Origin of the sequence: Methylococcus mesophilus (assembly GCF_026247885.1) — a bacterium.
Taxonomy (GTDB): domain Bacteria; phylum Pseudomonadota; class Gammaproteobacteria; order Methylococcales; family Methylococcaceae; genus Methylococcus; species Methylococcus mesophilus.
In genome coordinates this window covers 1,076,156-1,102,759 of record NZ_CP110921.1, presented here as the reverse complement: position 1 = coordinate 1,102,759, position 26,604 = coordinate 1,076,156, and the positions used below count along the sequence as shown (strand labels likewise).

25 protein-coding genes are annotated in these 26,604 nt (G+C 65.7%); 11 read left to right on the top strand and 14 right to left on the bottom strand.

Annotated features, from left to right (window positions below; genetic code table 11):
• Positions 1-44 precede the first annotated feature (44 nt).
• The 6 genes from OOT43_RS04965 to metA are packed head-to-tail and all read left to right on the top strand — an operon-like array spanning position 45 to position 4,700.
• Positions 45-425, top strand: coding sequence for a hypothetical protein (locus OOT43_RS04965; RefSeq protein ID WP_266023656.1), 381 nt, complete (start codon positions 45-47; stop codon positions 423-425).
• Positions 425-1,717, top strand: coding sequence for a glutamate-5-semialdehyde dehydrogenase (locus OOT43_RS04960; RefSeq protein ID WP_266023655.1), 1,293 nt, complete (start codon positions 425-427; stop codon positions 1,715-1,717). Before OOT43_RS04965 ends, OOT43_RS04960 begins: the two co-directional genes overlap by 1 nt.
• 12 nt (positions 1,718-1,729) lie before the next feature.
• Positions 1,730-2,362, top strand: coding sequence for a nicotinate-nucleotide adenylyltransferase (gene nadD, locus OOT43_RS04955; RefSeq protein ID WP_266023654.1), 633 nt, complete (start codon positions 1,730-1,732; stop codon positions 2,360-2,362).
• 13 nt (positions 2,363-2,375) lie between these two features.
• A complete protein-coding gene (locus tag OOT43_RS04950; protein ID WP_266023653.1) occupies positions 2,376-2,774 on the top strand; it encodes a group II truncated hemoglobin in 399 nt (132 codons plus the stop codon).
• A gap of 6 nt (positions 2,775-2,780) precedes the next feature.
• Positions 2,781-3,620 carry an ATPase gene (locus OOT43_RS04945; RefSeq protein ID WP_266023652.1) on the top strand — a complete coding sequence of 280 codons (840 nt, stop codon included), beginning with the start codon at positions 2,781-2,783 and terminating at the stop codon, positions 3,618-3,620.
• Positions 3,621-3,632: 12 nt separating this feature from the next.
• Positions 3,633-4,700, top strand: a complete 1,068-nt coding sequence (metA, locus tag OOT43_RS04940) for a homoserine O-succinyltransferase MetA (protein WP_266023651.1) — start codon at positions 3,633-3,635, stop codon at positions 4,698-4,700.
• Here the strand turns inward: metA and OOT43_RS04935 are convergent.
• The gene (locus tag OOT43_RS04935; RefSeq protein ID WP_266023650.1) at positions 4,657-5,661 is read right to left on the bottom strand and encodes a bile acid:sodium symporter family protein; all 1,005 of its coding nucleotides are present in this window, start codon (positions 5,659-5,661) and stop codon (positions 4,657-4,659) included. The genes metA and OOT43_RS04935 overlap by 44 nt on opposite strands.
• 164 nt (positions 5,662-5,825) lie before the next feature.
• On the opposite strand from OOT43_RS04935, the gene OOT43_RS04930 reads away from it, so the two are divergent.
• Entirely contained in the window at positions 5,826-6,332 is a 507-nt protein-coding gene (locus OOT43_RS04930) for a L,D-transpeptidase (protein WP_266023649.1), read from the top strand.
• A gap of 28 nt (positions 6,333-6,360) precedes the next feature.
• On the opposite strand, the gene OOT43_RS04925 is transcribed toward OOT43_RS04930, so the two are convergent.
• Positions 6,361-8,037 (bottom strand): glycoside hydrolase 64/thaumatin family protein, encoded by a 1,677-nt coding sequence (locus OOT43_RS04925; RefSeq protein WP_266023648.1) that lies wholly within the window; start codon positions 8,035-8,037, stop codon positions 6,361-6,363.
• A gap of 250 nt (positions 8,038-8,287) precedes the next feature.
• Here OOT43_RS04925 and OOT43_RS04920 point away from each other — a divergent pair, with 250 nt between their 5' ends.
• The gene (locus OOT43_RS04920) at positions 8,288-9,673 is read left to right on the top strand and encodes a dicarboxylate/amino acid:cation symporter (protein WP_394358037.1); all 1,386 of its coding nucleotides are present in this window, start codon (positions 8,288-8,290) and stop codon (positions 9,671-9,673) included.
• Here the strand turns inward: OOT43_RS04920 and OOT43_RS04915 are convergent.
• The 3 genes from OOT43_RS04915 to OOT43_RS04905 are packed head-to-tail and all read right to left on the bottom strand — an operon-like array spanning position 9,569 to position 12,493.
• Positions 9,569-11,254, bottom strand: a complete 1,686-nt coding sequence (locus OOT43_RS04915; protein WP_266023647.1) for an ABC1 kinase family protein — start codon at positions 11,252-11,254, stop codon at positions 9,569-9,571. The two genes, OOT43_RS04920 and OOT43_RS04915, sit on opposite strands and share 105 nt — an antisense overlap.
• A 37-nt stretch (positions 11,255-11,291) precedes the next feature.
• Entirely contained in the window at positions 11,292-12,137 is an 846-nt protein-coding gene (locus tag OOT43_RS04910; protein ID WP_266023646.1) for a RibD family protein, read from the bottom strand.
• The gene (locus tag OOT43_RS04905; RefSeq protein WP_266023645.1) at positions 12,134-12,493 is read right to left on the bottom strand and encodes a cupin domain-containing protein; all 360 of its coding nucleotides are present in this window, start codon (positions 12,491-12,493) and stop codon (positions 12,134-12,136) included. The genes OOT43_RS04910 and OOT43_RS04905 overlap by 4 nt, the downstream gene beginning before the upstream one ends.
• Before the next feature lie 84 nt (positions 12,494-12,577).
• Between OOT43_RS04905 and recQ the strand changes: the two genes are divergently transcribed.
• Positions 12,578-14,737, top strand: coding sequence for a DNA helicase RecQ (gene recQ / locus OOT43_RS04900; RefSeq protein ID WP_266023644.1), 2,160 nt, complete (start codon positions 12,578-12,580; stop codon positions 14,735-14,737).
• 40 nt (positions 14,738-14,777) lie between these two features.
• Positions 14,778-15,140, top strand: coding sequence for a (2Fe-2S) ferredoxin domain-containing protein (locus OOT43_RS04895; RefSeq protein WP_266023642.1), 363 nt, complete (start codon positions 14,778-14,780; stop codon positions 15,138-15,140).
• On the opposite strand, the gene OOT43_RS04890 is transcribed toward OOT43_RS04895, so the two are convergent.
• The 7 genes from OOT43_RS04890 to mfd are packed head-to-tail and all read right to left on the bottom strand — an operon-like array spanning position 15,141 to position 23,818.
• Positions 15,141-15,443: a DUF3175 domain-containing protein gene (locus OOT43_RS04890; RefSeq protein WP_266023641.1), complete on the bottom strand. Its 303-nt coding sequence runs from the start codon at positions 15,441-15,443 to the stop codon at positions 15,141-15,143.
• A gap of 52 nt (positions 15,444-15,495) precedes the next feature.
• A complete protein-coding gene (locus OOT43_RS04885) occupies positions 15,496-16,152 on the bottom strand; it encodes a riboflavin synthase subunit alpha (RefSeq protein WP_266023640.1) in 657 nt (218 codons plus the stop codon).
• 40 nt (positions 16,153-16,192) lie between these two features.
• A complete protein-coding gene (locus OOT43_RS04880; protein ID WP_266023639.1) occupies positions 16,193-17,566 on the bottom strand; it encodes a TolC family protein in 1,374 nt (457 codons plus the stop codon).
• Positions 17,563-18,477, bottom strand: a complete 915-nt coding sequence (locus tag OOT43_RS04875; RefSeq protein WP_266023638.1) for an HlyD family secretion protein — start codon at positions 18,475-18,477, stop codon at positions 17,563-17,565. The genes OOT43_RS04880 and OOT43_RS04875 overlap by 4 nt, the downstream gene beginning before the upstream one ends.
• Positions 18,464-19,189: an ABC transporter ATP-binding protein gene (locus OOT43_RS04870; RefSeq protein ID WP_266023637.1), complete on the bottom strand. Its 726-nt coding sequence runs from the start codon at positions 19,187-19,189 to the stop codon at positions 18,464-18,466. The genes OOT43_RS04875 and OOT43_RS04870 overlap by 14 nt, the downstream gene beginning before the upstream one ends.
• 11 nt (positions 19,190-19,200) lie before the next feature.
• Positions 19,201-20,325: an ABC transporter permease gene (locus tag OOT43_RS04865; protein WP_266023636.1), complete on the bottom strand. Its 1,125-nt coding sequence runs from the start codon at positions 20,323-20,325 to the stop codon at positions 19,201-19,203.
• Between the two features lie 16 nt (positions 20,326-20,341).
• A complete protein-coding gene (gene mfd / locus OOT43_RS04860) occupies positions 20,342-23,818 on the bottom strand; it encodes a transcription-repair coupling factor (protein ID WP_266023635.1) in 3,477 nt (1,158 codons plus the stop codon).
• A 365-nt stretch (positions 23,819-24,183) separates the two neighbouring features.
• Between mfd and OOT43_RS04855 the strand changes: the two genes are divergently transcribed.
• The gene (locus tag OOT43_RS04855; RefSeq protein WP_218806320.1) at positions 24,184-24,522 is read left to right on the top strand and encodes an H-NS histone family protein; all 339 of its coding nucleotides are present in this window, start codon (positions 24,184-24,186) and stop codon (positions 24,520-24,522) included.
• A 79-nt stretch (positions 24,523-24,601) separates the two neighbouring features.
• On the opposite strand, the gene OOT43_RS04850 is transcribed toward OOT43_RS04855, so the two are convergent.
• Positions 24,602-25,489, bottom strand: a complete 888-nt coding sequence (locus OOT43_RS04850) for a carbon-nitrogen hydrolase (RefSeq protein WP_266023634.1) — start codon at positions 25,487-25,489, stop codon at positions 24,602-24,604.
• The gene (locus OOT43_RS04845; RefSeq protein WP_266023632.1) at positions 25,486-26,532 is read right to left on the bottom strand and encodes an agmatine deiminase family protein; all 1,047 of its coding nucleotides are present in this window, start codon (positions 26,530-26,532) and stop codon (positions 25,486-25,488) included. Before OOT43_RS04845 ends, OOT43_RS04850 begins: the two co-directional genes overlap by 4 nt.
• Positions 26,533-26,604: the final 72 nt, after the last annotated feature.

Here is a 26,604-nt window from a genome sequence, read left to right as displayed (position 1 = left end):
ATTATTATCATCAAACGGTTGATTCCATGAAGGGGAAATTCTCATTGGTTCTATTGCTCGCGCTGCTGACTGCCTGCGCGGCCAAGGAACAGGGCGATCTGCGCGAAGCATTGCTGGCCAAGCTCCAGGACGACAGCGATCTCAAGGACTACAAGCTCGATCCGGGTGAAATCGCGGACTGCGTGGTCAACGATCTGACGAACGATCTGCCCGGCTTTCCGGGGGACCCGAGGCGCAAGCAGTATCTGACGGCTTACGCCAAATTCTATTCGGTGAGGGGCTCGGGCGATTTCGAGAAAGTCGCAGAGGAGTACAAGGACCTGTTCGGATCGGTCAAGGCCGCGAACCAGGCGGCGCTGCGCATGACCGACTACATCATGACCTGCATGGGCCAGGCGATCGAACGCAGCGGGCCGAAGGAATAATGACGGCGGCGAGCGCACCGCGTCCGGCCGAACCGGTGGCCGTGGCGGCGTATGTGGACGGTCTGGCCCGGCGCGCCCGTGAAGTCGGCCGGGTGCTGGGGCGGGCCGAGACGGCGGCGAAGAACCGGGCGCTGCTGGCGATCGCCGATGCGCTCGAGAATTCGGCGGGCAGGCTGATCGAGGAGAACCGCAAGGACCTCGATGCGGGGGCGGCCAAGGGGCTGGACCGGGCCCAGCTCGAGCGGCTGGGTGTCGATGCCAAACGCGTGGCCGCCATGGCCGCGGGCCTCCGGGAGATCGCCGCGCTGCCCGATCCGGTCGGCGAAATCAGCGGTTTGACCTACCGGCCATCCGGCATCCAGGTCGGACGGATGCGGGTGCCGCTGGGCGTCATCGGCATCATCTACGAATCCCGCCCCAACGTGACTGCCGACGCCGCGGGGCTGTGCCTGAAGTCCGGCAACGCCTGCATCCTGCGCGGCGGCTCCGAGGCGATCCACTCCAACAAGGCCATCGCGGCCTGCATCCGCCAGGGGCTGGAAGCCGGCGGCCTGCCGGCCGATGCGGTCCAACTCGTCGAGACCACCGACCGGGCGGCGGTCGGCGCGCTGCTGGGGGCGGACAAATATGTCGACATCATCGTGCCGCGCGGCGGGCGTTCGCTGATCGAGCGCATCGTTGCCGAATCGCGGATTCCGGTCATCAAGCATTTGGACGGCATCTGCCACGTCTACATCGACGACGGTGCGGACCTTGCCAAAGCCCGCAATATCGCGATCAACGCCAAGACCCAGCGCTACGGGGTCTGCAACGCCATGGAAACCCTGCTGGTCGCCGCGGGCGTCGCATCGGCGATCCTGCCGGAGCTGGCCGCGCTTTACCGGGACAAGGGTGTCGAACTGCGGGGCTGCCCCGAAACCTGCCGCATCGTGCCGGGCTGCATTCCGGCGACCGAGGCGGACTGGGACACGGAATACCTGGCGCCGATCCTGGCGGTCCGCGTGGTCGCCGGCCTGGACGAGGCGATCGAGCACATCCACCGTCACGGCTCCGGCCACACCGACGCCATCGTCACGGAGGACTACGGCCGCGCCCGCCGCTTCTTGCGCGAGGTCGATTCGGCTTCGGTCATGGTGAACGCCTCGACGCGTTTCGCCGACGGTTTCGAGTACGGCCTGGGGGCGGAGATTGGCATCAGCACCGATAAGCTCCATGCGCGCGGGCCGGTCGGGCTGGAAGGGCTAACGACCCAGAAGTTCATCGTCCTCGGCGACGGCCAGGTCAGAACTTGAGATGGCGCAAGGATGATCGGCATCTACGGCGGCACTTTCGATCCGGTCCATTACGGGCATCTGCGGGCTGCGTTGGAGGTCCGGGAAGCTTTGGGGCTGCGCGAACTGCGCTTCCTGCCTTGCCGCCAGCCACCCCACCGTCCGCCGCCTGTGGCCGATGTCCAGGCGCGGCTACGCTTGCTGCAGACCGCACTTGCCGACGCCGACGGCGGCTTCGCCCTCGATACCCGCGAGTTGGACCGCAGCGGTCCGTCGTACATGGTCGACACCCTGAGCTCGATCCGCAAGGAGATCGGCGACGAGCCGCTCTGCCTCATCCTGGGCTCGGACGCGTTCCTCGCGCTGCCGGCCTGGCACCGTTGGCGCCGGCTGTTCGGGTTGGCGCACATCGTGGTGCTGCAGCGCCCGGATTACGACATCGAATACGTCGAAGACCTGGAGCATTGCGTCGAAGAGCGGCAGGTGGCGGACCCCGCGCAACTCGCCACGCAACCGGACGGGATGATCTACTTCCTGGAGGTGACCCAGCTCGCCATCGCCTCCACTTCGATCCGCCGCATGCTGCGGGAAGGGCGCAGCGCCAAGTATCTTATGCCGGACGCGGTGCTCGAACTGATCCGTCGGGATTCGCTTTACGCCAAGTGAGATCGTTTCAGCCATGCAGGAACCCGTGACACAGACGCCCTACCAGCGCCTCGGCGGCGAAGAAGTGCTGCACGAACTGGTCGAACGCTTCTACGGCTACATGGACACGCTGCCGGAGGCGGCCCCGATCCGGGCGATGCATGCCGATGACCTGTCGGGCGCCAAATCCAAGTTGTTCAAGTTCCTCTCGGGCTGGCTGGGCGGCCCGGACCTGTTCATGCAGGAGTTCGGCCATCCGCGTTTGCGGGCGCGGCATTTCCCTTTTTCGATCGGGGTGCCCGAGCGCGATCAGTGGCTGCTGTGCATGCGCAGGGCGCTCGACGACATCCCGATGGACAGCCCGTTCCGTGAGGCGCTGTACGAAGCGCTGGCACGCACCGCCCACCACATGATCAACCGCGAAGACCGATAGCACTCCATGCGTTTGACCCCCCAAGAATTCCTGGACTGGGACCGCAAGAAGATCACCCTGCTCGGCATGTCCGGTACCGGCAAGACCACGCTGGCCAACAGGCTGCCGAAGCGGACCTGGTTCCATTATTCCGGCGACTACAGGATCGGCACCCGCTATCTGGACGAGCCGATCCTGGACAACATCAAGCGCCAGGCCATGGACGTGCCGTTCCTGCGCGATCTGCTGATGTCGGATTCGATCTACATCTGCAGCAACATCACCGTCGACAACCTCGCCCCGATCTCGTCCTTCCTGGGCAAACTGGGCGATCCGGACCGGGGCGGCCTGCCGCTGAAGGAATTCAAGCGGCGCCAGGCGCTGCACCGCCAGGCCGAGATCGCGGCGATGCGCGACGTACCGGAATTCATCGACAAGGTGCGCGAGATTTACGGCTACCAGCATTTCATCAACGATGCCGGCGGCAGCGTGTGCGAGCTGGACGATCCGGAAACCCTGGAAGCGCTGGCGGAAACCACGCTGATCCTGTACATCCGCACCAGCCCGGAATTGGAGCAGATGCTGGTTGAACGCGCCGCCCGCGATCCGAAACCGTTGTATTACCGGGAGGCTTTCCTGGACGAACACCTGCCGGTTTTTCTGAAGGACAAGGGCTATCCTGCGGTCGAGGCCATGCCGCCCGACGAATTCGTGAGCTGGGTGTTTCCGTACCTGTTCAAATCGCGGCTGCCGCGCTATCAGGCCATCGCCGACCGCTACGGCTATACGGTGGACGTGGCGGATGTGGCCAAGGTGCGCGACGAGAGCGATTTCGTGAGGCTCGTGGCCTCGGTCCTGGGCGGCTGAGGGAAGTCAGCCATGCCCCTGGTCGCACACACCGATCTGCCCACCTTTCAGCGCCTGCGGGAAGAAGGCCAGGATGTCCTGAGCGTCGAGCGGGCCGCCCGGCAGGACATCCGGGAAATGCACGTGGGCTTGTTGAATATGATGCCGGACGCCGCGCTGGAGGCGACCGAGCGGCAGTTCTTCCGCCTGGTCGGCGGTGCCAATCCGATCGTGCAGTTCCACATGCATCCGTTCACCATCGAGGGCTTACCGCGCGGCGAACAGGCGGCGGAGCATATTGCCCGCTATTACGAGAGCTTCGACCGCATCCGCGAGGAGGGCCTCGACGGCCTGATCGTGAGTGGGGCCAACGTCACCCAGCCGCATCTGCAGCAGGAGCAGTTCTGGCAGCCGCTCACCGAAGTGTTCGACTGGGCGCGCGGCAACGTCACCTCCATTCTCTGCTCGTGCCTCGCCACCCACGCGCTGTTCCAGTACAGCTACGGCGTGGAGCGCACCCATCTCGGCTTCAAGCGCTGGGGCGTGTATTCGCACCGGGTTGTCGAGCCGCTGCATCCGCTGGTGGCGGACATCAACACCCGCTTCGACGTGCCCCATTCCCGCTACAACGAAATCTTCCGAGAGGACATGGAGGCCGCGGGGCTGCGGGTCCTGGTCGAGAGTGAGGAAGCCGGGGTGCATCTCGCGGTGAGCCCGGACCTGTTCCGCGTCGTCTACTTCCAGGCCCATCCGGAATACGACACCGTGAGCCTCCTCAAGGAATACAAGCGAGAAATCCTGAGGCACTATTCCGGCGAGCGCGAGGATTACCCGCCGTTCCCCGAACACTATTTCTCGCTGGAGGTGGGCGCTGCGCTCAACGACTACGGCCAGGCCCTGCGCAGCGCCCGCCGCTCGGGGAAGGCGCCGCCGGAATTCCCGGAGGAGTTCGTGCTGCGGCACCTGGACAACACTTGGCGCGATACCGCCAAGGCAGTGTTCAACAACTGGCTCGGCAAGATATACCAGATTACCGACCAGGACCGCCGCAAGCCCTTCATGGCTCACATCGATCCGGACAATCCGCTGGGGCTGGTATAGGGGCGTCGAATCCGTGCCCCATGGCCGGTAAGGGTTGGTGCGTGCGCAGCCGCCACCAGCCCGCCAGCAGGCTGCCGATGATGGAATGGAAGCTGGCGGATATCGCCGAAGGAATGGGCGCCAGCGCCATGCTGGCGAAATTGGCCTTGGCCAGCACGGTGGCGAGTCCCGAGTTCTGCATGCCGACCTCGATGGCGATGGTGCGGACCACCGCATCGCGGTAGCCCAGAACGCGCGCGAAGACATAGCCCAGCCCGAATCCGCCGACGTGCAGCAGCGCCACGGCGCCGAACAGTTTGAGCGCGGTAGCCTTGATGGTTTCCGCATTGGCGCCGATGATGCTGGCACAGATGAAGGCGATGAAGATCACCGACACCAGCGGCGTCACCGGGCTGACGGCACGCACCAGCCGCGGCGCATAGCGGTTCAGCAGGAGGCCGGCGGTGACGGGCATGACGATCACCTGCAGGGTGTTCAGGAAGATGCCCCAGCCGTCCACCGGCGTGTAGGCGCCGGCCAGGAACTTCACCAGCAGCGGCGTCATCACGACGGCGGTGAAGGTCGACACCATGGTCAGCAGCACGGACAGCGCCACGTCGGCGCGGGCGATGTAGCTCACCACGTTGGACGCCGTGCCGCAGGGGCAGCAGGCGACCAGGATGAGCCCTACCGCCAGTTCCGGTTCGAGCGCCAATCCATGCGCGATCGACCAGCCGAGGAACGGCATGATGCCGAAATGCGCGACCGTGCCGGCGATGATGATCCGCGGCATCTTGGCCACCCGGCGGAAGTCGTCGAAAGTGAGCGTGATGCCCATGCCGAGCATGATGACCGACAGTCCCCAGACGATCATCGACCCGGTGAACCAGGTGAACCAGGCGGGGAAATACAGCGCCAGCCCCGAGCACAGCAGCACCCAGACCGGAAACAGGTTCGCCAATGAATTGCAGATTCGAAGCATCGTCGGAAGCCATGGAAGACAAACCGCGAAGTTTACAAGTAATTGCCGCTGCTTGTACCGGATACACCGAAGCCAATGGCGCTCCCTCTCCCTCTCCCTCTGGGAGAGGGGCGGGGTGAGGGCAATCAAGTCTGGCCTGTCCAGCAAAGCCCTGGGACAAGAACATGACAGCGCCTGAGAACGCCACCGATTTCCTGCGCATCAGCGTACCGCGGCAATGTCTGGAGCTGATCGAAGCGGGGAGGGTGGTGGCCCGCTACCGCGTATCCACCGCGAAGAACGGCGTGGGCGAAAAGCGCGGCTCCGAATGCACGCCGCGCGGCTGGCACCGGGTCCGCGCCAAGATCGGCGCGGGCCTTCCGCCGGGCACGGTGCTGGTCGGGCGCCGGCCCACCGGGGAGATCCACACGCCCGAACTCGCCGCCCGCCATCCCGGCCGCGACTGGATCTTGAGCCGCATCCTCTGGCTGGGCGGCCTGCAGCCCGGCTTCAACCGCTACGGCGAAGTCGACACCGCTTGGCGCTACATCTACATCCATGGCAGTCCGGATGCCGGCGTCGACGGCACGCCCCAGTCCCATGGCTGCATCCGCCTCACTTCCGCCGACGTCATCGATCTGTTCGACCGGGTGCCGGCCGGCGAGCTGGTTTATATAGACGCGGACGCCTGAGACGGCACTGAACCGAGTCCGCCGACAATCATTGCGGCGGCCAGGGCTGCTGGTTGTTGGTCACGCCCCACGGACCGGTGCAGACGTTGCCCATGTTCTGCAGGGGCGGGGCGCAGCAGCCCGGCGTGACGGCGTCGGTGTAGGGCTGAGTCTCACCGATCGTTATCAGACACGCGTTGGTCCCGCTTTTCTGGGCGGTTACCGTTGAGATCTTATAGGTCTCGATGCCTTTGCCGTAGACCGGCGGCGCCTGCGACAAGACGCACTGGTCGGAAATCATGAACTGCGCGCCCGAGTTGTCCGGATTCTGCGGCGGACCCTTCTGAACCGGCAGGTTTTCCGAAGTCCAGTACCAGTTGTTCACTTGCAGGCCGAGGCCGGGATAGGCGGAATAATCGCCCTGGAAGGTGACCGAGCCGCCTCCGGGCTGGACGACCTGCTGTCCGCCGGAGGTGAAGATGCTCACGGTGTTGCCGTTGGCGCAGGGAGAGCTCTTGCTCAGGTTGTTCTGGACCGTGATCTTGTTCTGACTGGCCCCGGCCTGGCCCAGTGCCGGCAGTTGACTGGTGCCCGGACAGAGCGTGACGACGTAGCCGGTGCCGGCCGGGCAGGCGACCTGCTTATTGTCTTCGGGATACTGGTACGCGTCCGGACACGAGACATCCGTGCAGGTGAGATCCGACCCGCCTTGCGGAAACGTGCAGCCGGCGCCGCTGCTCATGGTCACGCCGATCGGGACGTTGAAAAAGATGTTCGCGGTCGCGGTCACGCAATTGTTGGAGTCGGCACCGGGAGCGCTGCACAAGGTGGGAGGCGAGTTAGGACCCGAGCCGTAATTCGTGCTGAGATCGACGAAATCCTGGGTATTCGTGTTACCGCCGTTCGGGGTGATCTCGAAAGTCGTGCCGAAGGTCTTGTCGTAATTCATTTGCGAGCCGCAGCACGGGGTCGTGGAGGTGGTGGTGCACTGTCCCGCCGCTGCATTCGTGGGCTGGCAATAGGCCGCATAAACCAGGTTGTCGTTGCCGGGAGGGTTGTTGGAAGTGTTGTCCATCCACATGTAGCCCGTGCGCTGTCCCGCGGTCTGTATGTCCTTCCAGTTGCCGCATTGCACCTGGGCGCACTGGGCATCGGTGGTGATCGGCGCGAACATGAAGGTGTTGGGTGTGTTCTGGCCCAAACCCCCGCCGGCAGCGGTCGGGTAAAAGGTGCTGTCATACGGCTGCAGCGTGGTGCCGTTGATCGTGCTGCTGGTGGGCGACATGAACTTTATGGGCTGGGTACAGTTGTTGTAGACGATGAGTTGCCCCGGTACCGGCTCGGGCGGGGTTCCCGCAACCATGCCGCGCACTTCGGCCACCGTCTGCCGGACCTCTTGCTCTAACGGCGACTGTGCGCCGGATTCGGTGTCGCCGACCGCGGGGCAGCCTTCGGTCGATAGCTTCAGGGCCGCTCGGTAGCCTTTCTTGTAGGCATCGTCGCAGGCTTTTCGGATGTGCTCGTTCCTGGCCGGATCCTGCCCTCTGGCCAAGGCGGCCTCGGCGTTCATCCGGCAACGCAGGTATTCGCCGACATGCCGGTAGAGTTTCACCTGGCACTGCGTTTGCTGCGAGTGCGCCGGTTTCTGGGCCACCGGAATCAGCAGCAGCAGGCCATAGGCGGCGGGGCGGAGGCTGGTGCGGCACAGGTTCAGGATGCGTTTCACGGTCGATCTCTCCCAGGTGTTGTTATTCGGAATCCAATCATCCGCTCATTTGTCCCGATCAGGGGATGACTGCGGCATCGCCGACGTGTCGGCAGATCGCCGGGGCGGAGAAACCGGAGACGGTTCCTATTGTCATCCCGTCGGGCGTAACGGTCTATCTTGGGGTTGGAAAAACCCGGTGTCCGAGCCGCCGCAAAGGAGAGCCGTTACCCTCCCTGTTGCGGCTGACTGTGATGCCGGCCGCTCGGGTATGCTTGAATCTTTTGGCGGGGGACGGCGGATGGCCGGGCGGCGCATATTCAAGGAACTCTACGTCCAGGTGATCCTGGCGGTGATCGTCGGGGTGGCGCTGGGCGCCCTCTGGCCGGAGCTGGGGGTGAAGCTGAAGCCTTTGGGCGACGGCTTCGTCAAGCTCATCAAGATGATGATCGCGCCGATCGTGTTTTTGACGGTGACGCTGGGCATCGGCAAGGTCGGCGATCTGCGCAAGATCGGCAGCGTCGGGTTGAAGGCGTTGATCTACTTCGAGGTACTGACGACCGTGGCACTGGTGATCGGCCTGGTCGTGGTCAACGCCCTGCAGCCGGGGGCGGGCATCCACGCCGATCCCAAGACCCTGGACGCCGCGGCGATCGGCCAATACACCGGTGGCGCCAAGGCCCTGAACGGCGTCGATTTCGTGTTGAACATCATCCCCGCCAGCGCCGTCGACGCCTTCGCCAAGGGCGACATTCTGCAAGTGCTGCTGGTCTCGGTCCTGTTCGGCGTCGCCATGAGCAGGCAGGGCGAGCGCGGCAAGCTGGTGCTGGATTTCCTGGAACGGGTGTCGGAAGCCTTGTTCGCCACCATCGGCCTCATCATGCGTGCGGCGCCGGTGGGCGCGTTCGGGGCGATGGCGTTCACGATCGGCAAGTACGGGCCGGACACCCTGCTGTCGCTGGGCAAGCTGATGGGCGGGGTCTATCTGACCTGCGTTTCCTTCGTGGTCCTGGTGCTGGGGGCCGTGGCGAGAGTTTCCGGGTTCAGCCTGTGGCGGCTGCTGAAGCTAGTCAAGGAGGAACTGTGGCTGGTGCTGGGCACTTCTTCATCGGAAGCCGCCTTGCCTCGCCTCATGGAAAAACTGGAAGGCGCGGGCTGCCCGCGTTCGATCGTCGGGCTGGTGGTGCCGACCGGCTATTCCTTCAACCTGGACGGGACGGCGATCTACCTGACGATGGCCGCAGTGTTCGTGGCCCAGGCGACGGACACGCCGCTGACCCTCGGGCACCAGCTCACCCTGCTGGCGGTGCTGCTGCTGACCTCCAAAGGCGCGGCGGCCGTGACCGGGGCCGGCTTCATCACCCTGGCGGCCACGCTGTCCTCGCTGGACGTGGTGCCGGTAGCGGGGCTGGCGCTGCTGCTCGGGGTGGACCGGTTCATGTCGGAGGCGCGGGCGCTCACCAACCTGATCGGCAACGCCGTCGCCACGCTGGCCGTCACCCGCTGGGAGCGAGCGGCCGAAGACACCGGGAGCAGTGTCTGGACGCCGCGATCAGTGCTTGCCCCGGGTGCCGCGCCAGATCGCGACCAGCAGCCAGGTCGCCATGGCGCTGGCGCCGACGTAGCCCAGCAAGCCGAACGCCGGCAGTCCCCATAGCGTCGGGCCGCCCTGCACGGTCATGACGATGGCCGAGGCGATGATCAGCGCCGAGGCCACCAGGCCGAGGCTGAGCCAGCCCAGCGCCCGCTCCACCTGCCAGCCCAGGTGATCGAGCCGGGCCAGGTCGATGTTGAGCTTGAGCGCGCCTTTCTGCGCGGCGCGCGACACCCGCCGCAGCTCGGTCGGCAGGCCGGCGACCATGTCCAGGGCGTGCAGGGCGTTGCGCCAGGCATTGCGGCCGATCTTCTCGGGGTCGTAGCGCTCCTTCAGGCTTTTTTCGATGAAGGGCGCAGCCTGGGTGAAGATGTCGAAGTCCGGATCGTTCTGCTTGCCGATGCCGTCCAGTGCGATGAGCGCCCGGAACAAAAGGGTCAGATCCGGCGGCAATGCCAACTGGTGCTGCCGCATGAGCTGGGTCAGGTCGGTCAGCATCTGGGTCAGGCTGAGCTGCCTCAAGGTGGCGCCGTGATAGTCGTCGATCAGATTGTCCATGTCGGCGATCAAGAGGTCGGGGTCGACGTTGACCGTGCCCGCCCAGTCCAGCAGGACGTCCGCCGCCGTTTGCGCGTCCCGGCCGACGATGGCGGACAGGAGATCGACCAATTGGTGGCGGCGCAGTTCCGGCAGCCTGCCAACCATGCCGAAATCCAGGAAGGCGATGCGGTTGTCCGGCAGATAGAGCAGGTTGCCGTGGTGCGGGTCGGCATGGAAAAAGCCGTCCAGCAGGATCATCTTGAGCATGGCATCGGCACCGACCCGTGCCAGGGTTCGCTGGTCCAGCCCGGCCGCGCGGACGGCATCCAGATTCATGGCGTCGATGCCTTCGATGTAATCCAGGACGCAGACCCGCTCCCGCACGTACTGCCAGTGCACTCGCGGAATGACGATCCTGGGGTCGGTCCGGAAATTCGCAGCCAGCCGGTCGGTGTTGCGGCACTCGTTGATGAAATCGAGCTCGCGGTGGATCGAAAGCCCGAACTGGCGCACGATTTCGCCGGGGCGCAGGTAATCGAGCTCGGGAAACTCGAATTCGATCAGCTTCGCCAGCTTCGCCATCAGGCGCAGGTCCGCGTCGATGGTCTTGGTGATGCCGGGCCGGCGGATCTTGACTACGACGTCTTCGCCGCCGTGCAGCTTGGCGCGGTGCACCTGGGCGATCGAGGCGGCGGCGATCGGCCGGGTGTCGAACGCCGCGAACACCTTGTCCACGGGCGCGCCCAGGTCCCTTTCGAGCTCCGGCCGCAGCGCCTCGAAGGGGAGCGGAGGCACCCGCCGCTGAAGGTGGCTCAGTTCCTCGATCCATTCCGGCGGCAGCAGGTCGACGCGTGTGGACAGAATCTGCCCGAGCTTGATGAAGCTCGGTCCCATTTCCTCGAAGGCGCGGCGCATGCGGGCCGGCAGCGAGAGTTGCGCCTGCTCCTCGGCATATTTCCATGCCAGGGACTTGCCGGCCTTTTCCAGGACATGATGGATGCCGAGCCGGTGCACGGCCTCGCCGAATCCGAACCGGACCAGGACTGAGGCGATCTCGTGCAGGCGGACGAAGTCGCGGAGCGTATTGAAGGTTTCGACGAGCATGCGGCTTAACGCGGTGGTATCGACGGGGCAGTGTAGCTCAAGCCGTGCCGGCCAGGTTTTCGAACTGCGCGAACCACTGCCCGGTGTCGAGTGGCGAGGTCGGGTCGTAGTACAAGGACTGCATCTTCAGGTGGCCATGCGGGCCGAGTTCCGGGCCCGGCACCAGGGTACGGAAGCCTTCACCGCCGAGCAGCTGGTGGGTGATGGTCTGGAACAGCCGGCACAGGCGGCCGTTGCGGACCATGGTGTCGAGCATGTGGGGGCCGGCGATCAGATAGATGGAGCGGTAGCCGAGCGCGTCGAGCTGGTCGACCAGGGTGTCGCCTTCGGCCATGGCGCCGCCGCCGGCGAACAGGATTTGATGGCCTTGCTTCTGCCAATGCAGGACCCGGCCGGGATCGGCCTGCTGGCCGGTGGCGATCAGGCAGCGCTGGCCGTGTTCGCGGATCGAGGCGGGCATGGGGAAGTCGAGGCTGGCGCTGGCGACGACGATGTCCGGCTGGGGCTTGAGTCCTTGGGCTACGCGCCAGGCGGCCAGGTCGCGCGAGCGTTCCTCCTGCCCGATCTGCAGGATGTTGCCCAGCCGTCTTTCCTGCAGCGAACGCAGATAGCCGCCGTGGGTGATGAGGCAGTCGGCCTGGGCTTCCAGCTCGAGGAACAGCCGGAAATCGTCCGGCGTGGTCAGCGACTTCGGCAAATAGGTCTGGCCGCTCGCATCTTCCAGGGCGATGCGCCCGTCCAGGCTGGTGAGGAAGTTGGCGTACACGAAAGGTTTGCCCGCACGGCCTAAACGATGCAGGTTCAGGCTCAGGTACAGGCCATGCAGCGCGACCTCCTCGAACGGCGGGGGAAACAGGCGGTAGACGGACTTGCCGCGGGTCATTCGGATTCCAGGGTTTCGGTGTGGACCGGTTCGGGATAATGCAGGGCGAGCCAGACCGCTTCCGGCTGGCTCGAAGTCCATTCCACCCGGTGCCGGCAATGCGGCGGGATGCGCAGCCAGTCGCCGGGAGCCAGGCACCGCGGTTCGGATTCGTGCTCGAATCGCAGCGAGGCTTCGCCCTGCACCAGTACCACCCATTCCGCCTGTGGCTGGTCGTACCATGTGCCTTCCGGTGTGACGTGTCCGCGGGACACGATGCGTTCCAGCCGGAAGCCGTCGGTCTGTTCGAGGGTTTCGAACAGTTCTTCGGGCAGGTCGGCGGGTATGGCGGAGTACAGGTTGTCGGTTTTCGGCATACCGGTGCTCTCGGGGAAGTCGGGCGCCATTATCTCCCTTCGATGCTTTATAGTGGAGCCTTTTTGGATTCCGCCGCCGCCTTTATGCCTGCCGATGCTTCCAGTCCCTTGAAAACGCTGCAGACCGTCTTCGGGTACGAGCGTTTCCGCGGCCTGCAGGCCGAGATCATCGGGCAGTTGCTGGAGGGAAGCGATGCGCTGGTGCTGATGCCCACCGGCGGCGGCAAGTCGCTGTGCTACCAGATTCCGGCGCTGCTGCGGCCGGGTACTGGGGTCGTGGTCTCGCCCCTGATCGCGCTGATGGAAGACCAGGTCGGCGCCCTGCTGCAATTGGGCGTGAAGGCCGCGTTCCTCAATTCCAGCCTGGATTTCGACACCCAGCGCCAGGTGGAGAGCCGATTCCTGGGGGGCGAGCTGGACCTCCTCTACGTGGCGCCGGAGCGGCTGCTGACCGAGCGTTTCTTAAGCGTCCTCGACCGGGTTCGCATCGCGCTGTTCGCCATCGACGAGGCCCATTGCGTCTCGCAATGGGGGCACGATTTCCGCGCCGACTACTGGCAGTTGTCGCTGCTGCACCAGCGCTTCCCTGCGGTGCCGCGCATCGCCCTGACCGCGACTGCCGACGAGCGGACCCGCGGGGAGATCATCGAACGGCTGGGACTGGACGAGGCCCGGGTTTTCCTCGGCGGCTTCGACCGCCCCAACATCCGCTACGCCATCGGCCAGAAATCGAACGCCCGCCAGCAGTTGCTGGAATTCATCCGGCGCGAGCACGAGGGCGACGCCGGCATCGTCTACTGCCTGTCGCGCAAGAAGGTGGAGGAAACCGCCGCCTGGCTCTGCAGCAAGGGCCTCAGGGCCTTGCCCTACCATGCCGGTTTGTCCGCCGAAACCCGCCAGCACAACCAGCGCCGCTTCCTGCTCGAGGAAGGGCTGATCGTGGTGGCGACCATCGCCTTCGGCATGGGCATCGACAAGCCCAACGTGCGCTTCGTGGCGCACCTGGACCTGCCGAAGAGCCTGGAGGCGTATTACCAGGAAACCGGCCGCGCGGGCCGCGACGGGCTGCCCGCCAATGCCTGGATGGTGTACGGGCTGCAGGACGTCATCACCCTGCGCAGCATGGTCGAATCCTCCGACGCCGACGAACTGCACAAGCGGGTGGAGCGCCACAAGCTCGACGCCATGCTGGGCTTCTGCGAGCTGACCTCCTGCCGCCGCCAGACCCTGCTGCAATATTTCGGCGACACCCTGGAACGGCCCTGCGGCAACTGCGACAACTGCCTCAACCCGGTGCAGACATGGGATGCCACCGAGGCCGCGCGCAAGGCCTTGTCCTGCGTCTACCGCAGCGGCCAGCGCTTCGGCGCCCATTACGTCATCGACCTGCTGCTCGGCAAGAACAGCGAACGCGTCCGCAGCTTCGGCCACGACCGGCTCAGCACCTTCGGCATCGGTCGCGAGCTCGACGACAAGCAGTGGCTCTCGGTGTTCCGGCAACTGGTGACCCAGGGCTTCCTCGTGGTCGACTGGGAGGCCCACGGCGCCTTGCGGCTGAGCCCTGCCAGCCGCCCTCTGCTCAAGGGCGAACAGACTCTGTTCCTGCGCAAGGACGAAGAAACCAGGAAGACTGCCGCGTCCGGCCGCGACACGCGGCGCGGCGCGATCCGCTTTTCCGATCCCCAAGACGAAAACCTGTTCCAGGCTCTGCGCGGCCTGCGTCGGCAACTGGCCGACGAACAGAGCGTCCCGCCCTACGTCATCCTGCACGACGCGGTGCTGACGGAAATGGTCCAGCGCCGCCCGGAAACTCACGTCCAGTTGGCACGGATTCCCGGCATCGGCGAGCGCAAGCTCGAGCTGTACGGCGACGAATTCCTGGAACTGATCCGCGAGCATGCCGGCCAGCGCGGCGGCGGGGACATCGCGGAGCAGCCCACGGCGGAGGAAAGCCTGGCGCTGTTCCGGCTCGGCCTGGGCGTCGAGCAGATCGCCGCGCGGCGTGAACTCAAGCCGTCCATCATCTATACCCATCTGGCCCAGGCCGTAGCCAGGGGCGCCTTGGATGCGCTGGAGGTGACCGGGCTGTCGGCCGATGAGGCGGCGCGGATCGGAAGCGTGTGGAGGAACCTGCCCCAGGACCGGCCGGGCGCCATCAAACCCCTGTTCGAGGCGCTGGAAGGGCGCTACGACTATGGCGTCTTGCGTTGCCTGCTGGTTTCCTGGGGCGCATTGTCAAACTGAATCGCGGCGGAGCCGCTCCTACAGCGAGGAAGGAGGAACAATGGAAGAATTGCAAGCCGTCGTGGCCAAACTTGGGCTGAACGACATTGAGCGACATATCTTTCTGTGCGCCGGCGCGAACAAGCCCAAGTGCTGCGGCAGGGAGGAAAGCCTGGCGTCCTGGGATTACCTCAAGCGCCGTCTCGAGGAACTCGGCCTGACCAGGCGCGGCGTGTTCCGCACCAAGGCGGACTGCCTCCGCGTCTGCGCTCAAGGCCCCATCGCCGTGGTCTATCCCGAAGGCGTGTGGTATCGCGACTGCACCCCGGAAGTGCTGGAGCGGATCATCCAGGAGCATCTGATCGGCGGTACGCCGGTAGCGGAATACGTGATCGCCTCCCGCGGCGGCGTGGCGACGGACTGATTACGGCGGCGGGCGCCGGCGCGGCCTGCCGTAAAGCGCCCTCAGCTCGTCCTTCGCCGCCTCCAGGCGGGCCCGCTGCGATTCGGAAAGCTGGCTGCCGGCGCGGTTGATGTAGAAATTCAGCATCGACATGGCCGACTGGAACGGCCGGGCCTTGCGGCGCCCGCTGGATTCGGCGGAGCGCTGCAGCGACAGCGCGATCCGGCGCGGATCGTCCCAGGTGAACACGCCCGGCTCCAGGTCCAGGGCATTGCTGGTCTCGGTGACGCGCTGGGACCAGCGCTTGCGGTCATCCGGTGCCATAGGCTACACCTCACCCACGGATTCCTGGTTCAGGAAGAACCAATTCAGGCCGTCAAGGAGATTCATTTCGCGGCCTGACGGTCTCCCGGCCCGCCAGCGCGGCGCTGATCGTCCGCGTCACCACGTCCACCAGCACCTGGGTCTGGTGCTCCACTTCGATGTTCACCCGGTCGCCGGCGCGGTAGCGGCGGAAGCAGGTGTTGCGGAGGGTTTCGGGAATCAGGTTGATCCGGAACCGGCCGCGCTCGGGATCGGCTTCCGCCACCGTGAGGCTGGCGCCGTCCACCGCCAGGAAGCCGCGCAGGAAAATGTAGCGCGCCCACTCCGGGTCCACCTGGAATTCGATGTGGTGGCTGCCGGGGCCTTCCAGCTCGATCGAGGTGAGTACGCCGGTGGTGGAGACATGGCCCGAGACGTGATGCCCGCCGACCTCGTCGCCCAGCCGGGCGGAGCGCTCCAGGTTGACCTCGTCGCCGGCGCGGCGGTCACCGAGATTGGTCAGCGCCAAGGTGCCGGCGATGGCGTCGAAGTCGATCTCGTTGCCGGCGATCCGCACCACGGTGAGACAGACCCCGTCGACCGCCACGCTGGCGCCGGTTTCCAGGCCGCCGAGCAGGTCGTCCGGAAATCGGATGCGAAAACGGGTGCCGGTGTCTTGCGGGTCGGCAGCGACAATCAGGCCGCGGCCTCGGACGATTCCCGTAAACATGGGTTGGCTCCTATCGGTTCAAGGTGAGGATTCAAAAGGCCTAGCGGCCCAGCGCCCGCTGCACTGCGGCGTAGGCCTGCATGCGCTGATAGCCGGCGGTGATGACGGTGGCCTCCGCTTCGCTCGCGGCGAGTTGGAGCCGTAGGAGTTCGGCGCGATCGGTGCGGCCAAGCTCCAGCGCTTCGGCTCGGCGGGCGGCGTCCTGGCGGCGCGAGGCCAACTGGCCGGCGTGGAATTCTAAGGCAGTCCGCGCCGTTTGCCATTCGACCAGCGCCGATTCGACTTCGGCCAGGGCGAGATAGACCGCGCGGCGGTAGGCCGCGAAGCGTTCGTCGCGGACGGCCGCGGCGGCGTCGACCCGCGCCTGGATGCGGCCGCCGTCGTAGAGCGGGAGGCGCCCGGCGGCGCCGACGAGCCAGCCCACGGCGTCGCTGGCCAGCCAGCCGCTGAAGCCGGAGGCGGCGATGCCGGCCAGGCCGGTCAGGGTGAGGCGCGGATAGCGTTCCAGCTCGGCGCGCTCGATGTCGGTGGTCGCGGCCAGCAGGCGTTGCCAGGCGGCCTGTACGTCGGGGCGGCGGCCGACGGCGCTGGCCGGCAGATCCGGTTCGACGGCGAGTTCGGGGGTGGCTGCCGTTCGGTTCGGCAGCGCCAGGGTATCGGCCGGACGCGAGACCAGCAGGGCCAGCCGGGCGCGGGCCAGTTCGCGTTCGCGTTCGGCTCGGTTGCGCGCGATGCGGATGTCCCTGACGCCGCGCTCGGCCTCGTTCACCCTTTGCCGGTCGGACAAACCGGAGGCCAGCCGGCGCCGCTCCTGTGCCGCCAGCGTTTCGGCCAGATCGGCGCGGCGTGCGTCGATCTCCGAGAGGGCTTCGGCGTGGCGCAGCTCGAGGTAGGCCTTGACGACTTCTTGCGCTACCGACTGGCGTACCTGTTGCCTTTCGAACTCGGCCGCCGCCGCGGTGCCCGCTGCCGACTGCGCGCCCTTGGCGAGCCGGCCCAGAAGATCCACTTCGTAGTCGAAGCCGAAGCCGGCGTACGGCCAGGTGTCGTCCTCCGGGGCGAAATTTTGCCCGCCCAGGCGCATGGCGGGGAGGCGCACCTGGTCCACGCCGGCTAAGGCGTTTACGGCGGGCCGGAGCTCGGCCTCGGCGCCGGCCTGTGCCGCCCGCGCCTGGAGCACACGGGCAGCGGCCTGACCGACCTCGGCGTTTGTTCTCAGGGCCTGGTCCACCAGCCGGTCGAGCTGCGGATCGGCGAAGGTTTTCCACCATTCGGCGGGGGCGGGCTGCGGCCGGGTGTCGCTGGCCTGGGCCCGCCAGTGCGCCGGAACGGCGGCCGGTTCCGGCGCGGGCGGCGGCGTGGGCGCGCAGCCGGCGACCGTTGCGGCCAAGAGGAGGGGCGGCAGCCTTCTCATCCGCCGCCGGTGCCTTGCGGGAAACGGACGATCACGCGCTGGCCGATCAGCAGCTCGGGCGCCTCGATCGCCAGCACGCATTCGACCACCCGGTTGTCCTGCCGCTCGTTGGGGTCGTCGGTGGGCGTGCGGTGGCCGACTACCAGCCCGATCCGCAAGACCTTCGCCGGGAAACGCCGAGATTCGTCGGCCTCCAGCGCAACTTCGGCCGGTTGGCCGGGTTGGACGGCTCCGACGAAGCGCTCTTCCAGCTCGGCACGGACGATGCGGGGAGTGTCGGGGGCGAACAGGAACAACGGGGTGACGTTCAAGGTGCTGACGCCGTCGCCGGCCCGCGCAGTGCGCCGGACGATCCGGCCGGCGCCTGGGGCGCGCACGACGCGCTGCTCGATTTCGTACTCGGCGACTTTGAGCCGGCGGGCCGCGGTTTCCGCGGCGGCGCGAGCCGCGGCGATTTCCTTGGCCAAGAGGCGGACCTGGTCTTGGGTCAAGTCCAACTCGCGCCGTTCGACCGTATCGTCGGCGGCCAGCGGCCTGAGCCTGCGCAGCTCGCGTTCGGCCGCTGCCAGTCTCACCTGGAGCTGGGGTTCGACGGCTTGTGCCTGCGCCAGCTCGGCCTGCGCTAGGGCCACCGAAAGCCGGGCCTGCTCGTCGTCCAGTATCGCCAGCACCTGGCCGGGCTGGACCTGGGCGCCTTCCTCCACCAGCACCGAGCGGACCACGCCGTCGCGCTTTGCCGCGAGCTTGACCAGCCCGCCTTCGACGTCGATCCGTCCTTTGGAGGCCGCGGCATAGGCCGGTTGCTCGGCGGCCGCGGGCGGCTCGGCATCGCGCCCGCAGCCGCCGAGCGGGACGGCGCAAAGGGCCAGCAGGACAATCGGCCGCAGGCCCCGCGGGTCAATCGGAAGCATGGTTGGGCTCCTCCATGGTGGCGCTGGAGCGCCGGTCGCTCTTCACGTAGCCGTCCTCCAGCTCGATCACCCGGTCGGCGTGGGAGAGCAGGCGCGGATCGTGGGTCACGCCCAGCACCATCGCCCGGTGTTCGTGGGCGATGCGCTTGAGCAGATCGACGGTGATCTGGCCGTTGGTCTTGTCCAGGGCGGAAGTCGGCTCATCGGCAAAAATTAACTGGGGCTCCTTGACCAGCGCGCGGGCGATCGCGACCCGCTGCTTTTCGCCGCCGGACAGCTCGATCGGCCGCAGATGGCTGCGCGGCCCCAGCCCGACTTCGTCCAGCGCCCGGCGCGTGCGCCGCTCGGCGTCGTTGCCGCGGATGCCGAGATATTGCAGGGGCAGAATGACGTTTTCCAGCGCGGTGAGCGGTGAAAACAGGTTGAAGCCCTGGAAGATGAAGCCGCAGTGTTTCAACCGGAAACGGTCGATCTCGTCCTCCTTCAGCGTCCAAAGGTCGACGCCAAGCGACAGCACGTGGCCGCTGTCGGGCCGCAGCAGGCCGGCGAGGATCGACAGCAGGGTGCTCTTGCCGGAACCGGAGGGGCCGACGACCAGGGTCAGCTCGCCCGGAAAGATGTCGAGCGAGCTGTCCTTGATCACCTGCTGGGTGATGTGGCCGGTGGTGAAGGCTTTGGAGATGCCGTGGCTGGACAGGGTCGGTGCGGGCATTGCCGGGACTCTCAGCGCAGGAGATTGGCCGGATCGGCCTGATACAGCGGCCGCAATGCCAGCAGGCCCGAGCCCAGCGCCACCGCCAGAATCACCGCGGAAACGCCGAGCAGCAGCCACCAGGGAAAGGACATGGCAACATGGAAGACATCGCCCAGCCAGGCGGAGACCGCCGTCAGCAGGCCGGTCAGCCCCAAGCCGATGAGGCCCAGCCACGCGGACTGCTCCAGCACCACCTGGCGCAAGCTGGCGTTCGACACGCCCAGGGCGCGCAAGGCCGCGAACTCCTTCAAGGACGCCAGGATGGCGCCGCCGAGGGTCTGGCTGGTGATGACCACGCCTACCAGCAGGGCCAGCGCCGAGGCGAATCCGGTGCCGATGCCGACGCCGGATTCCAGCAGCCAATAGATCTGCGACTGGACCGAAAAATCTTCCGCCGTCCAGACGCCGTAGCGCTTGATTCCTCCCGCATCGGCGATTTCGCCTGCAACCCTCGCCGGATCGGCGCGGCTGCGCAGACCAACCAGCTGATAGGTCGTGGTCGTGCCCAGGTCCGGCGAGAAGCGCCGCAGGCTGGCGCGGGAAGTCAGCACGCTGACGGTGCCGACTCCGCGAATGCCTTCGACGATGCCGGCGATGCGGGCGCGCTTGCCGTTGATCTCGACCCGCGCGCCTACGCTCGCTCCCAGCTTGTATTGGTCTGCCACGTCGATGATGACGGCGTCGGGCTCGTCCAGCAGCCTGCGCTGTTCGCGACTGAGCTTGCGGGAGAAGGCCAGTCCCTCCGGCGCCGGCTCGATGCCGTAGAGGAACACCGACACGGCGCCGCCATCGGGACGGCGCAGGTCGCCGACCGCGAAGGTCAGCGGCTCTACGCGGCGGACGCACCGGTGCATCCAGGCATTGACCGCGCTGCCCGGCGGCAGCGGCCGGCCCAGATCCACGCTCTGGGTCTTGGGGTAGCCGATCCAGAGGTTCGCGTCGGACTGGTCGATCGCTACCGAGACCGTGCCGAACAGTCCCAGCAGCAGCGCCAGTTGGACCAGCACCAGCAGCCCGGCGAAGGTGATGGCGAACACCGCGGCGGCATAGCGGCGCCAGTCGTAGACCAGTGAGGAGCGGGCCAGGGAGACCATCAGGCCTGCCGTCGCCTCACTTTGCCGCCAGCCGGCCCAGCAGCGTTTCCACGAACTGGACGCGCTCCGCCGGGGTGGGGAGCTTGGCGATGAACCGAAGTTTGTCCGGGCCGTCCAGCTTGTAAGTGGCGGCCTGTTTCTGGATCAGCAGGATGATCGCGGCCGGGTCGATGTTGGGCTGGGCCTCGAAAATCAGCCGGCCGCCGCCAGCGCCTGCTTCGATCTTGGCGATGCCCAGCTTGGCGGCCTCGTTCTTCAGCGTGCTGACCGCGAACAGGTTCTTGGTCGCGTCCGGCAGCAGGCCGAAGCGGTCGATCATCTCGATCTGCAGCTCGCGCATCTCATCGTCGTCGCGGGCGTTGGCGATGCGCTTGTACAGCACCAGACGGGTGTGCACGTCGGGCAGGTATTCGTCCGGGATCAGCGCGGCGCATTGCAGGTCGACTTCGGTGCCGCCGAGATGGTCGGTCTCCAGCTCCGGCTGTCTGCCGGATTTCAGGGCGTTGACGGCGCGCTCCAGCAATTCCGTATATAAGGTGAAGCCGATTTCCTGGATCTGGCCGCTCTGGTCCTCGCCCAGCAACTCGCCGGCGCCGCGTATCTCCAGATCCTGCGAGGACAGCAGGAAGCCGGCGCCGAGTTCGCCCGCTGCCTCGATCGCTTCCAGCCGCTTCACCGCGTCGGCGGTCATGGCTTTTTTCGGCGGCACCAGCAGATAGGCGTAGGCGCGGTGATGGGAGCGTCCGACCCGTCCGCGCAACTGGTGGAGCTGGGCCAGGCCGAAGGTGTCGGCGCGGTCGATCAGGATGGTGTTGGCGCTGGGCACGTCGATGCCGCTTTCCACGATGGTGGTGCAAAGCAGCACGTTGAAGCGCTGGTGGTAGAAGTCCAGCATGATGTTTTCCAGCTCGCGCTCCGGCATCTGGCCGTGGGCGATGCGGGTGCGCACGCCGGGCACCAGCTTTTCCAGCCGCTCCGCCAGCTTAGGTTGGGTCTCGATCTTGTTGTGCACGAAATAGACCTGGCCGCCGCGCTTGATCTCGCGGTTGAGGGCTTCCTGCACCAAGGCGTCGTCCCATTCGGTGACGAAGGTGCGGATGACGTGGCGGTGCGGCGGCGGGGTGGCGATGATGGAAATCTCGCGCAGGCCGGTCAGGGCCATGTCCAGGGTGCGGGGAATGGGCGTGGCTGTCAGCGCCAGGAAGTCCACTTCGCTGCGCAGTTTCTTGAAGTGTTCTTTGTGGGCGACGCCGAAGCGATGCTCCTCGTCGATGATGACCAGCCCCAGATCCTTGAATCGGACGTCCTTCTGCAGCAGGCGATGAGTGCCGATGACGATGTCGATCTTGCCCTCGCCGATGTCAGCGATGGCCTGAGTCTGCTCCTTCTTGGAGACGAAGCGCGACAGCACCTCGATCCGCATCGGCCAGTCGGCGAAGCGGTCGCAGAAGTTCTTGTAGTGCTGCTGGGCCAGGAGGGTCGTCGGGACCAGCACGGCGACCTGGCGGCCGTTCTGGGCGGCGATGAAGGCGGCCCGCATCGCGACCTCGGTCTTGCCGAAGCCGACGTCGCCGCAGACCACCCGGTCCATCGGACGGGCGGCGGCGAGGTCGCGGATGACGTCCTGGATCGCGGTTTCCTGGTCGGGCGTTTCCTCGAACGGGAACTGGGCGGCAAAGCCTGCATATTCCTCGGTCAGGGTGGCGAAGCTCTTGCCGCTCGCAGCGGCACGTTTGGCGTGGATGTCGAGCAGTTCGGCGGCGACGTCGCGGACCTGTTCCAGCGCCTTGCGCCGGGCCTTGGCCCATTGCTCGCTGCCCAGGCGGTGCAGCGGTGCGTGGTCCGGGTCCGAGCCGGCGTAGCGACTGACCATGCCTAGGGCCGATACCGGCACGTAGAGCTTGTCGTCGTTGGCGTAGCGCAGGGTCAGGAATTCCGACTCCACTCCTCCGGTCTGGATCCGTTGCAGGCCGAGATAGCGGCCGACGCCGTGTTCGCGGTGCACCACCGGTGCGCCGATTTCCAGCTCTTCCAGGCTGCGCAGGAATTGGCCGAAATCCTTGGATTGTGTGCGTTGCCGGCGCCTGCGCTGCTGGGCCTTGTCGCCGGAGATCTGGGCTTCGGTCACGATCGCGAGCGGCGGCTCGGAAACGACCAGCCCGTGGTCGAGAGCGGCGACCATCAGGCACAGCGGATCGGGAGCGGCGAGGAAGTCGGCCCAGCCGTCAACTATCCTGGGACGGATCCGGCACTTGGCGAGATTCGCCGCGAGAGTTTCACGGTGGCCGGCGGATTCCGCGACTAGCAGGATTTTTCCGGCGAACTCCCCGATGAAGCGTTGCAGCGGCTCGTAGGGTGGCTGGGTCTTGGTTTCGGGATGCAGTGCCGGCGGCGGAGCGCAGTCGAATCTCACCGCGGCGGCGGCGGGAGCGGCGTCCGCTGGCTGGATGGCGATGCGGCTGAAGGACGCGAGGCTGGAGGTCAGCGTCTCGGGTTCCAGAAACAGCCGGGCCGGGGGCAGCGGTGGCCGGTCCAGATTGTGGATGCGCTGCTGGTGACGGCTGGCGGCTTCGGCATAGTAGGCCGCGGCGGCCTGCTCGACGTCGCCGTGCAATATCAGGGTCGCATCGCCCGGCAGGTAATCGAACAGCGTATCCATCCGTTCCACGAACAGAGGTATGTAGTATTCGATCCCGCCGGCCGCGATTCCCTTGCTGACGTCCTGGTACAGGACGCTGCGACTCACCGCATCCGGGAATTCGGCCCGGAATTTCTGCCGGAACCTTTTAATGGCAGCATCGTCGAACGGAAATTCCCGGGCGGGGAAAAGCTCAATCCCGGCCACTTTTTCGATCGAGCGCTGACTTTCGGGATCGAAGGTGCGGATCGTTTCTACCTCCTCGTCGAACAGCTCGACCCGATAAGGCGTTTCACTGCCCATGGGGTAAAGGTCGAGTATCGAGCCCCGGATCGCGAATTCGCCGTGCTGGTATACCTGCGACACGCATTGGTAGCCTACGCTTTCGAGTGTCTGCCGGGTCTGGTCGATATTCACGGCGCTGCCGGCGCGAATGGAAAACGTATTGGCCAGGGTGTGGGTCCGCGGGGCTACCCGATGCATCAGGGTGGATACCGGCGTGACGAGCAGGCCATGCTGAACGCGGGATAATTCATAAAAGGTCCGCAGCCGCTGGGAGGTGATTTCAGGCAGCGGGGAAAACACGTCGTAGGGAAGGATTTCCCAGTCGGGGAATGGGAGAATCGCCGCCTCTCCGCCGAGAAAAGTCCTCACTTCCTGTTCAATGCGCAAAGCGCTCTGAGCGTCGGCGGTAACGACGAGAAACAAGCCGGGTGACGCATCGAACGCCGAGGCGATCGCAAGGGAATCACTGCAGCCGTGCAGCCCGCTCCAACAAAGCGCCTGGCGGCGCGAGATGGGCAAGGCGGGTTTCAACGGCGAGGACAGGGAGGAAGAAGAGGCTTGTGGTTTCATGCTATCGGAATACCGGACGTCCGATGATATGTCCGCGGAAAGGGGCGTATTTTAGTGGAGCGGCGTCCTAAAGCGCGAGGCTGGCCAGGGAAAATTTCCGGCAACGGACGCGAGCGCGCGGCGGCGTTAAATCGGGCTCCACGGCCTTGACGAATTGCCTCGCGGTCGACGAAGCCGAAGGGTTGGTTCCTCTCCGCCTGTTATGCGCTAAACGGCATCGGCGCGAAAAAGATGGGCTTCCTGCGGGGAATTCACGCTTCTCGGGACGGATCGGCTGAGACATATTGTATTGTGTTCTCGGATTTATGTATTATATTAACGGTCGCAACAATATAGTTTAAGACTTGCTCAGAGAGGTGTTGTCAATGTCACATGATTTTTCGGGTTATACGGCGCAGGAATTACAGTCGTTGATCGATGCGGCGACCAAGGCGCTCAAGGAAAAACAGGAATCGGAGCGGCGCGAATATCTTCGCCAGATGAATGAACTGGCTTCCAAGGCGGGCGTCAAGTTCCAGATCGTCGAAGATCTTTCGAAAGGTGCGGCCGCACCGAGTACTCGTCGGGGTGCCAAAGTGCCCGCGAAATACCAGAATCCGCATAATCCTGCGGAAAAATGGAGCGGCCGGGGCGTAAAACCGCGTTGGTTGCAGGCTTTGGTTGCGCAGGGCCGCGATATCAAGGAATTCGAGATCAAGGCCTGATTCCGGTGGTAAAAAGCCGGGGGCGAGCTTCTTGCTCGTCCCCGGTTTTTTTTTGGGGGAGGGCTGCCCAGGAGAAGAGTTAATCGAGATAGCGCCGTAATAATCCGTCGTAACCGTCGATACGGCGGTCCCGCAGGAAAGGCCAGATGCGCCGGACGTCTTCGGAGCGCTTGCGGTCGACCTCCACCATCAGCAATTCCGCGTCCGCGGATCCGGCACGGCAGAGGAATTCTCCCTGCGGGCCTGCAGCGAAACTGTTTCCCCAGAACAGAATGCCCGGCGTTTGGCCGCTCGGGTCGGGTTCGCTGCCGATGCGGTTGCAGGCCGCTACCGTCAGTCCGTTGGCGACCGCGTGGCCGCGCTGCACGGTGATCCAGGCCTCGAGCTGGCGCGACCGTTCGGCCTCGTCGTCGGCCGGGTTCCAACCGATCGCCGTGGGGTACAGCAGGAGATCGGCACCCGCCAGCGCCATCAGGCGCGCGGCCTCCGGATACCATTGATCCCAGCAGACCAGCACCCCCAAGCGTCCGACCGAAGTGTCGATGGGGCGGAAGCCGAGATCGCCCGGGGTGAAATAGAACTTCTCGTAATAGCCCGGATCGTCCGGGATGTGCATCTTCCGGTACTTTCCGGCCAGGCTGCCGTCACTTTCCAGCACCACCGCCGTGTTGTGATAGAGGCCGGGGGCCCGCCGTTCGAACAGCGAGGCGACCACCACGATGCCGAGTTCCCGCGCCACGGACCCAAGTTCGGCGGTGGTGGGGCCGGGGATGGTTTCCGCGCCGTCGAAACAGCTGCAGTCCTCGGTTTGGCAGAAATACGGGCCGAGGTGCAGTTCCGGTAGCATCACCAGATCGGCGCCCTGGGCCTTGGCGTTGCGGATGCCTTCGACGGATGAGGCCAGATTCTGTTCCCGGCTGCCGTTGCAGGGCTGCTGTGCCAGTGCCAGCTTGAGGGTGGACTTCATGGGCGGGAGACTCCGGCGGCTTCGGGAAATTGCATGCTCATGCAGTGCAGGCTGCCGTACTGGTGGATCAGCGGCGTACAGCGGATGGGGACGATTTCGCGGTCCGGGAAGCACGGCGCCAGGCGCTCGAGGGCGACCGAGTCTGCCGGATCGCCGTAGACGGGGACCAGAACGGCGCCGTTGACGATCAGGAAATTGGCATAGGTGGCGGGCAGGCGCCGGCCTTCCTCGTCGCGGATGGGTTGAGGGATCGGCAGCGGCACCAGGGTGTAGGGGCGGCCGTCGCGCTGTTTCAGATCTTGCAACTGCCGCTCCATCGCCTTGAGCGGTGCATGGTGCGGATCGGATTCGTCGTCGCAGGCGGTGTAGGCGATGGTGTGTTCCGAGCAGAACCTCGCCAGGGTATCGACATGAGCGTCGGTGTCGTCACCTTCGGCTTTGCCGTGATCCAGCCAAAGTATCCGGTCGGCCCCCAGCGTCTCCGAAAGGCAAGCCTCGATTTCCGAGCGGCCGTAGCCGGGATTGCGGTTCGGATTGAGCAGGCAGTGGCTGGTCGTCAGCACGGTCCCGAGCCCGTCGGTTTCGACGCTGCCGCCTTCCAGTACGAAATCGACCGCCACTCGCGGCGTCCGGCCGAAGATGCCCGCCGCAACGAGGCGGGCGGCCAGTGCCGCATCGTCAGCGCATTCGTATTTCCCGCCCCAGCCGTTGAAACGGAAATCCAGCAGTTCCACCCGGCCATCATTCAGGCGGCTCAAGGGTGCGGTGTCGCGCACCCAGATGTCGTCGTACGGAATCCGGATGAAAACAACTCGGTTGTCGTCCACCCCGGTATTTTTCAGGATCTCGCCGATACGCCGTTCATGGGCCGGGTCCAGGCAGGCGATCAGGAGGGTTTCGCGCCGGCTCACTGCCGCGGCGATGGCCGCATAGGTCTGCTCGACGTCGCCCAGCCAGGGGGCGAAATCGCCGCTGCCCGGCGGCCAGGCGATCAGCACGGCGGATTGTTTTTCCCATTCGGGAATGAATCGTATCGAGGTCACGTGATTCGGAAAGATGCGGATGACCGGCTTGTACCGCCGGGTTCAGGAAACGGGTAGCGGAACGGCGAGACC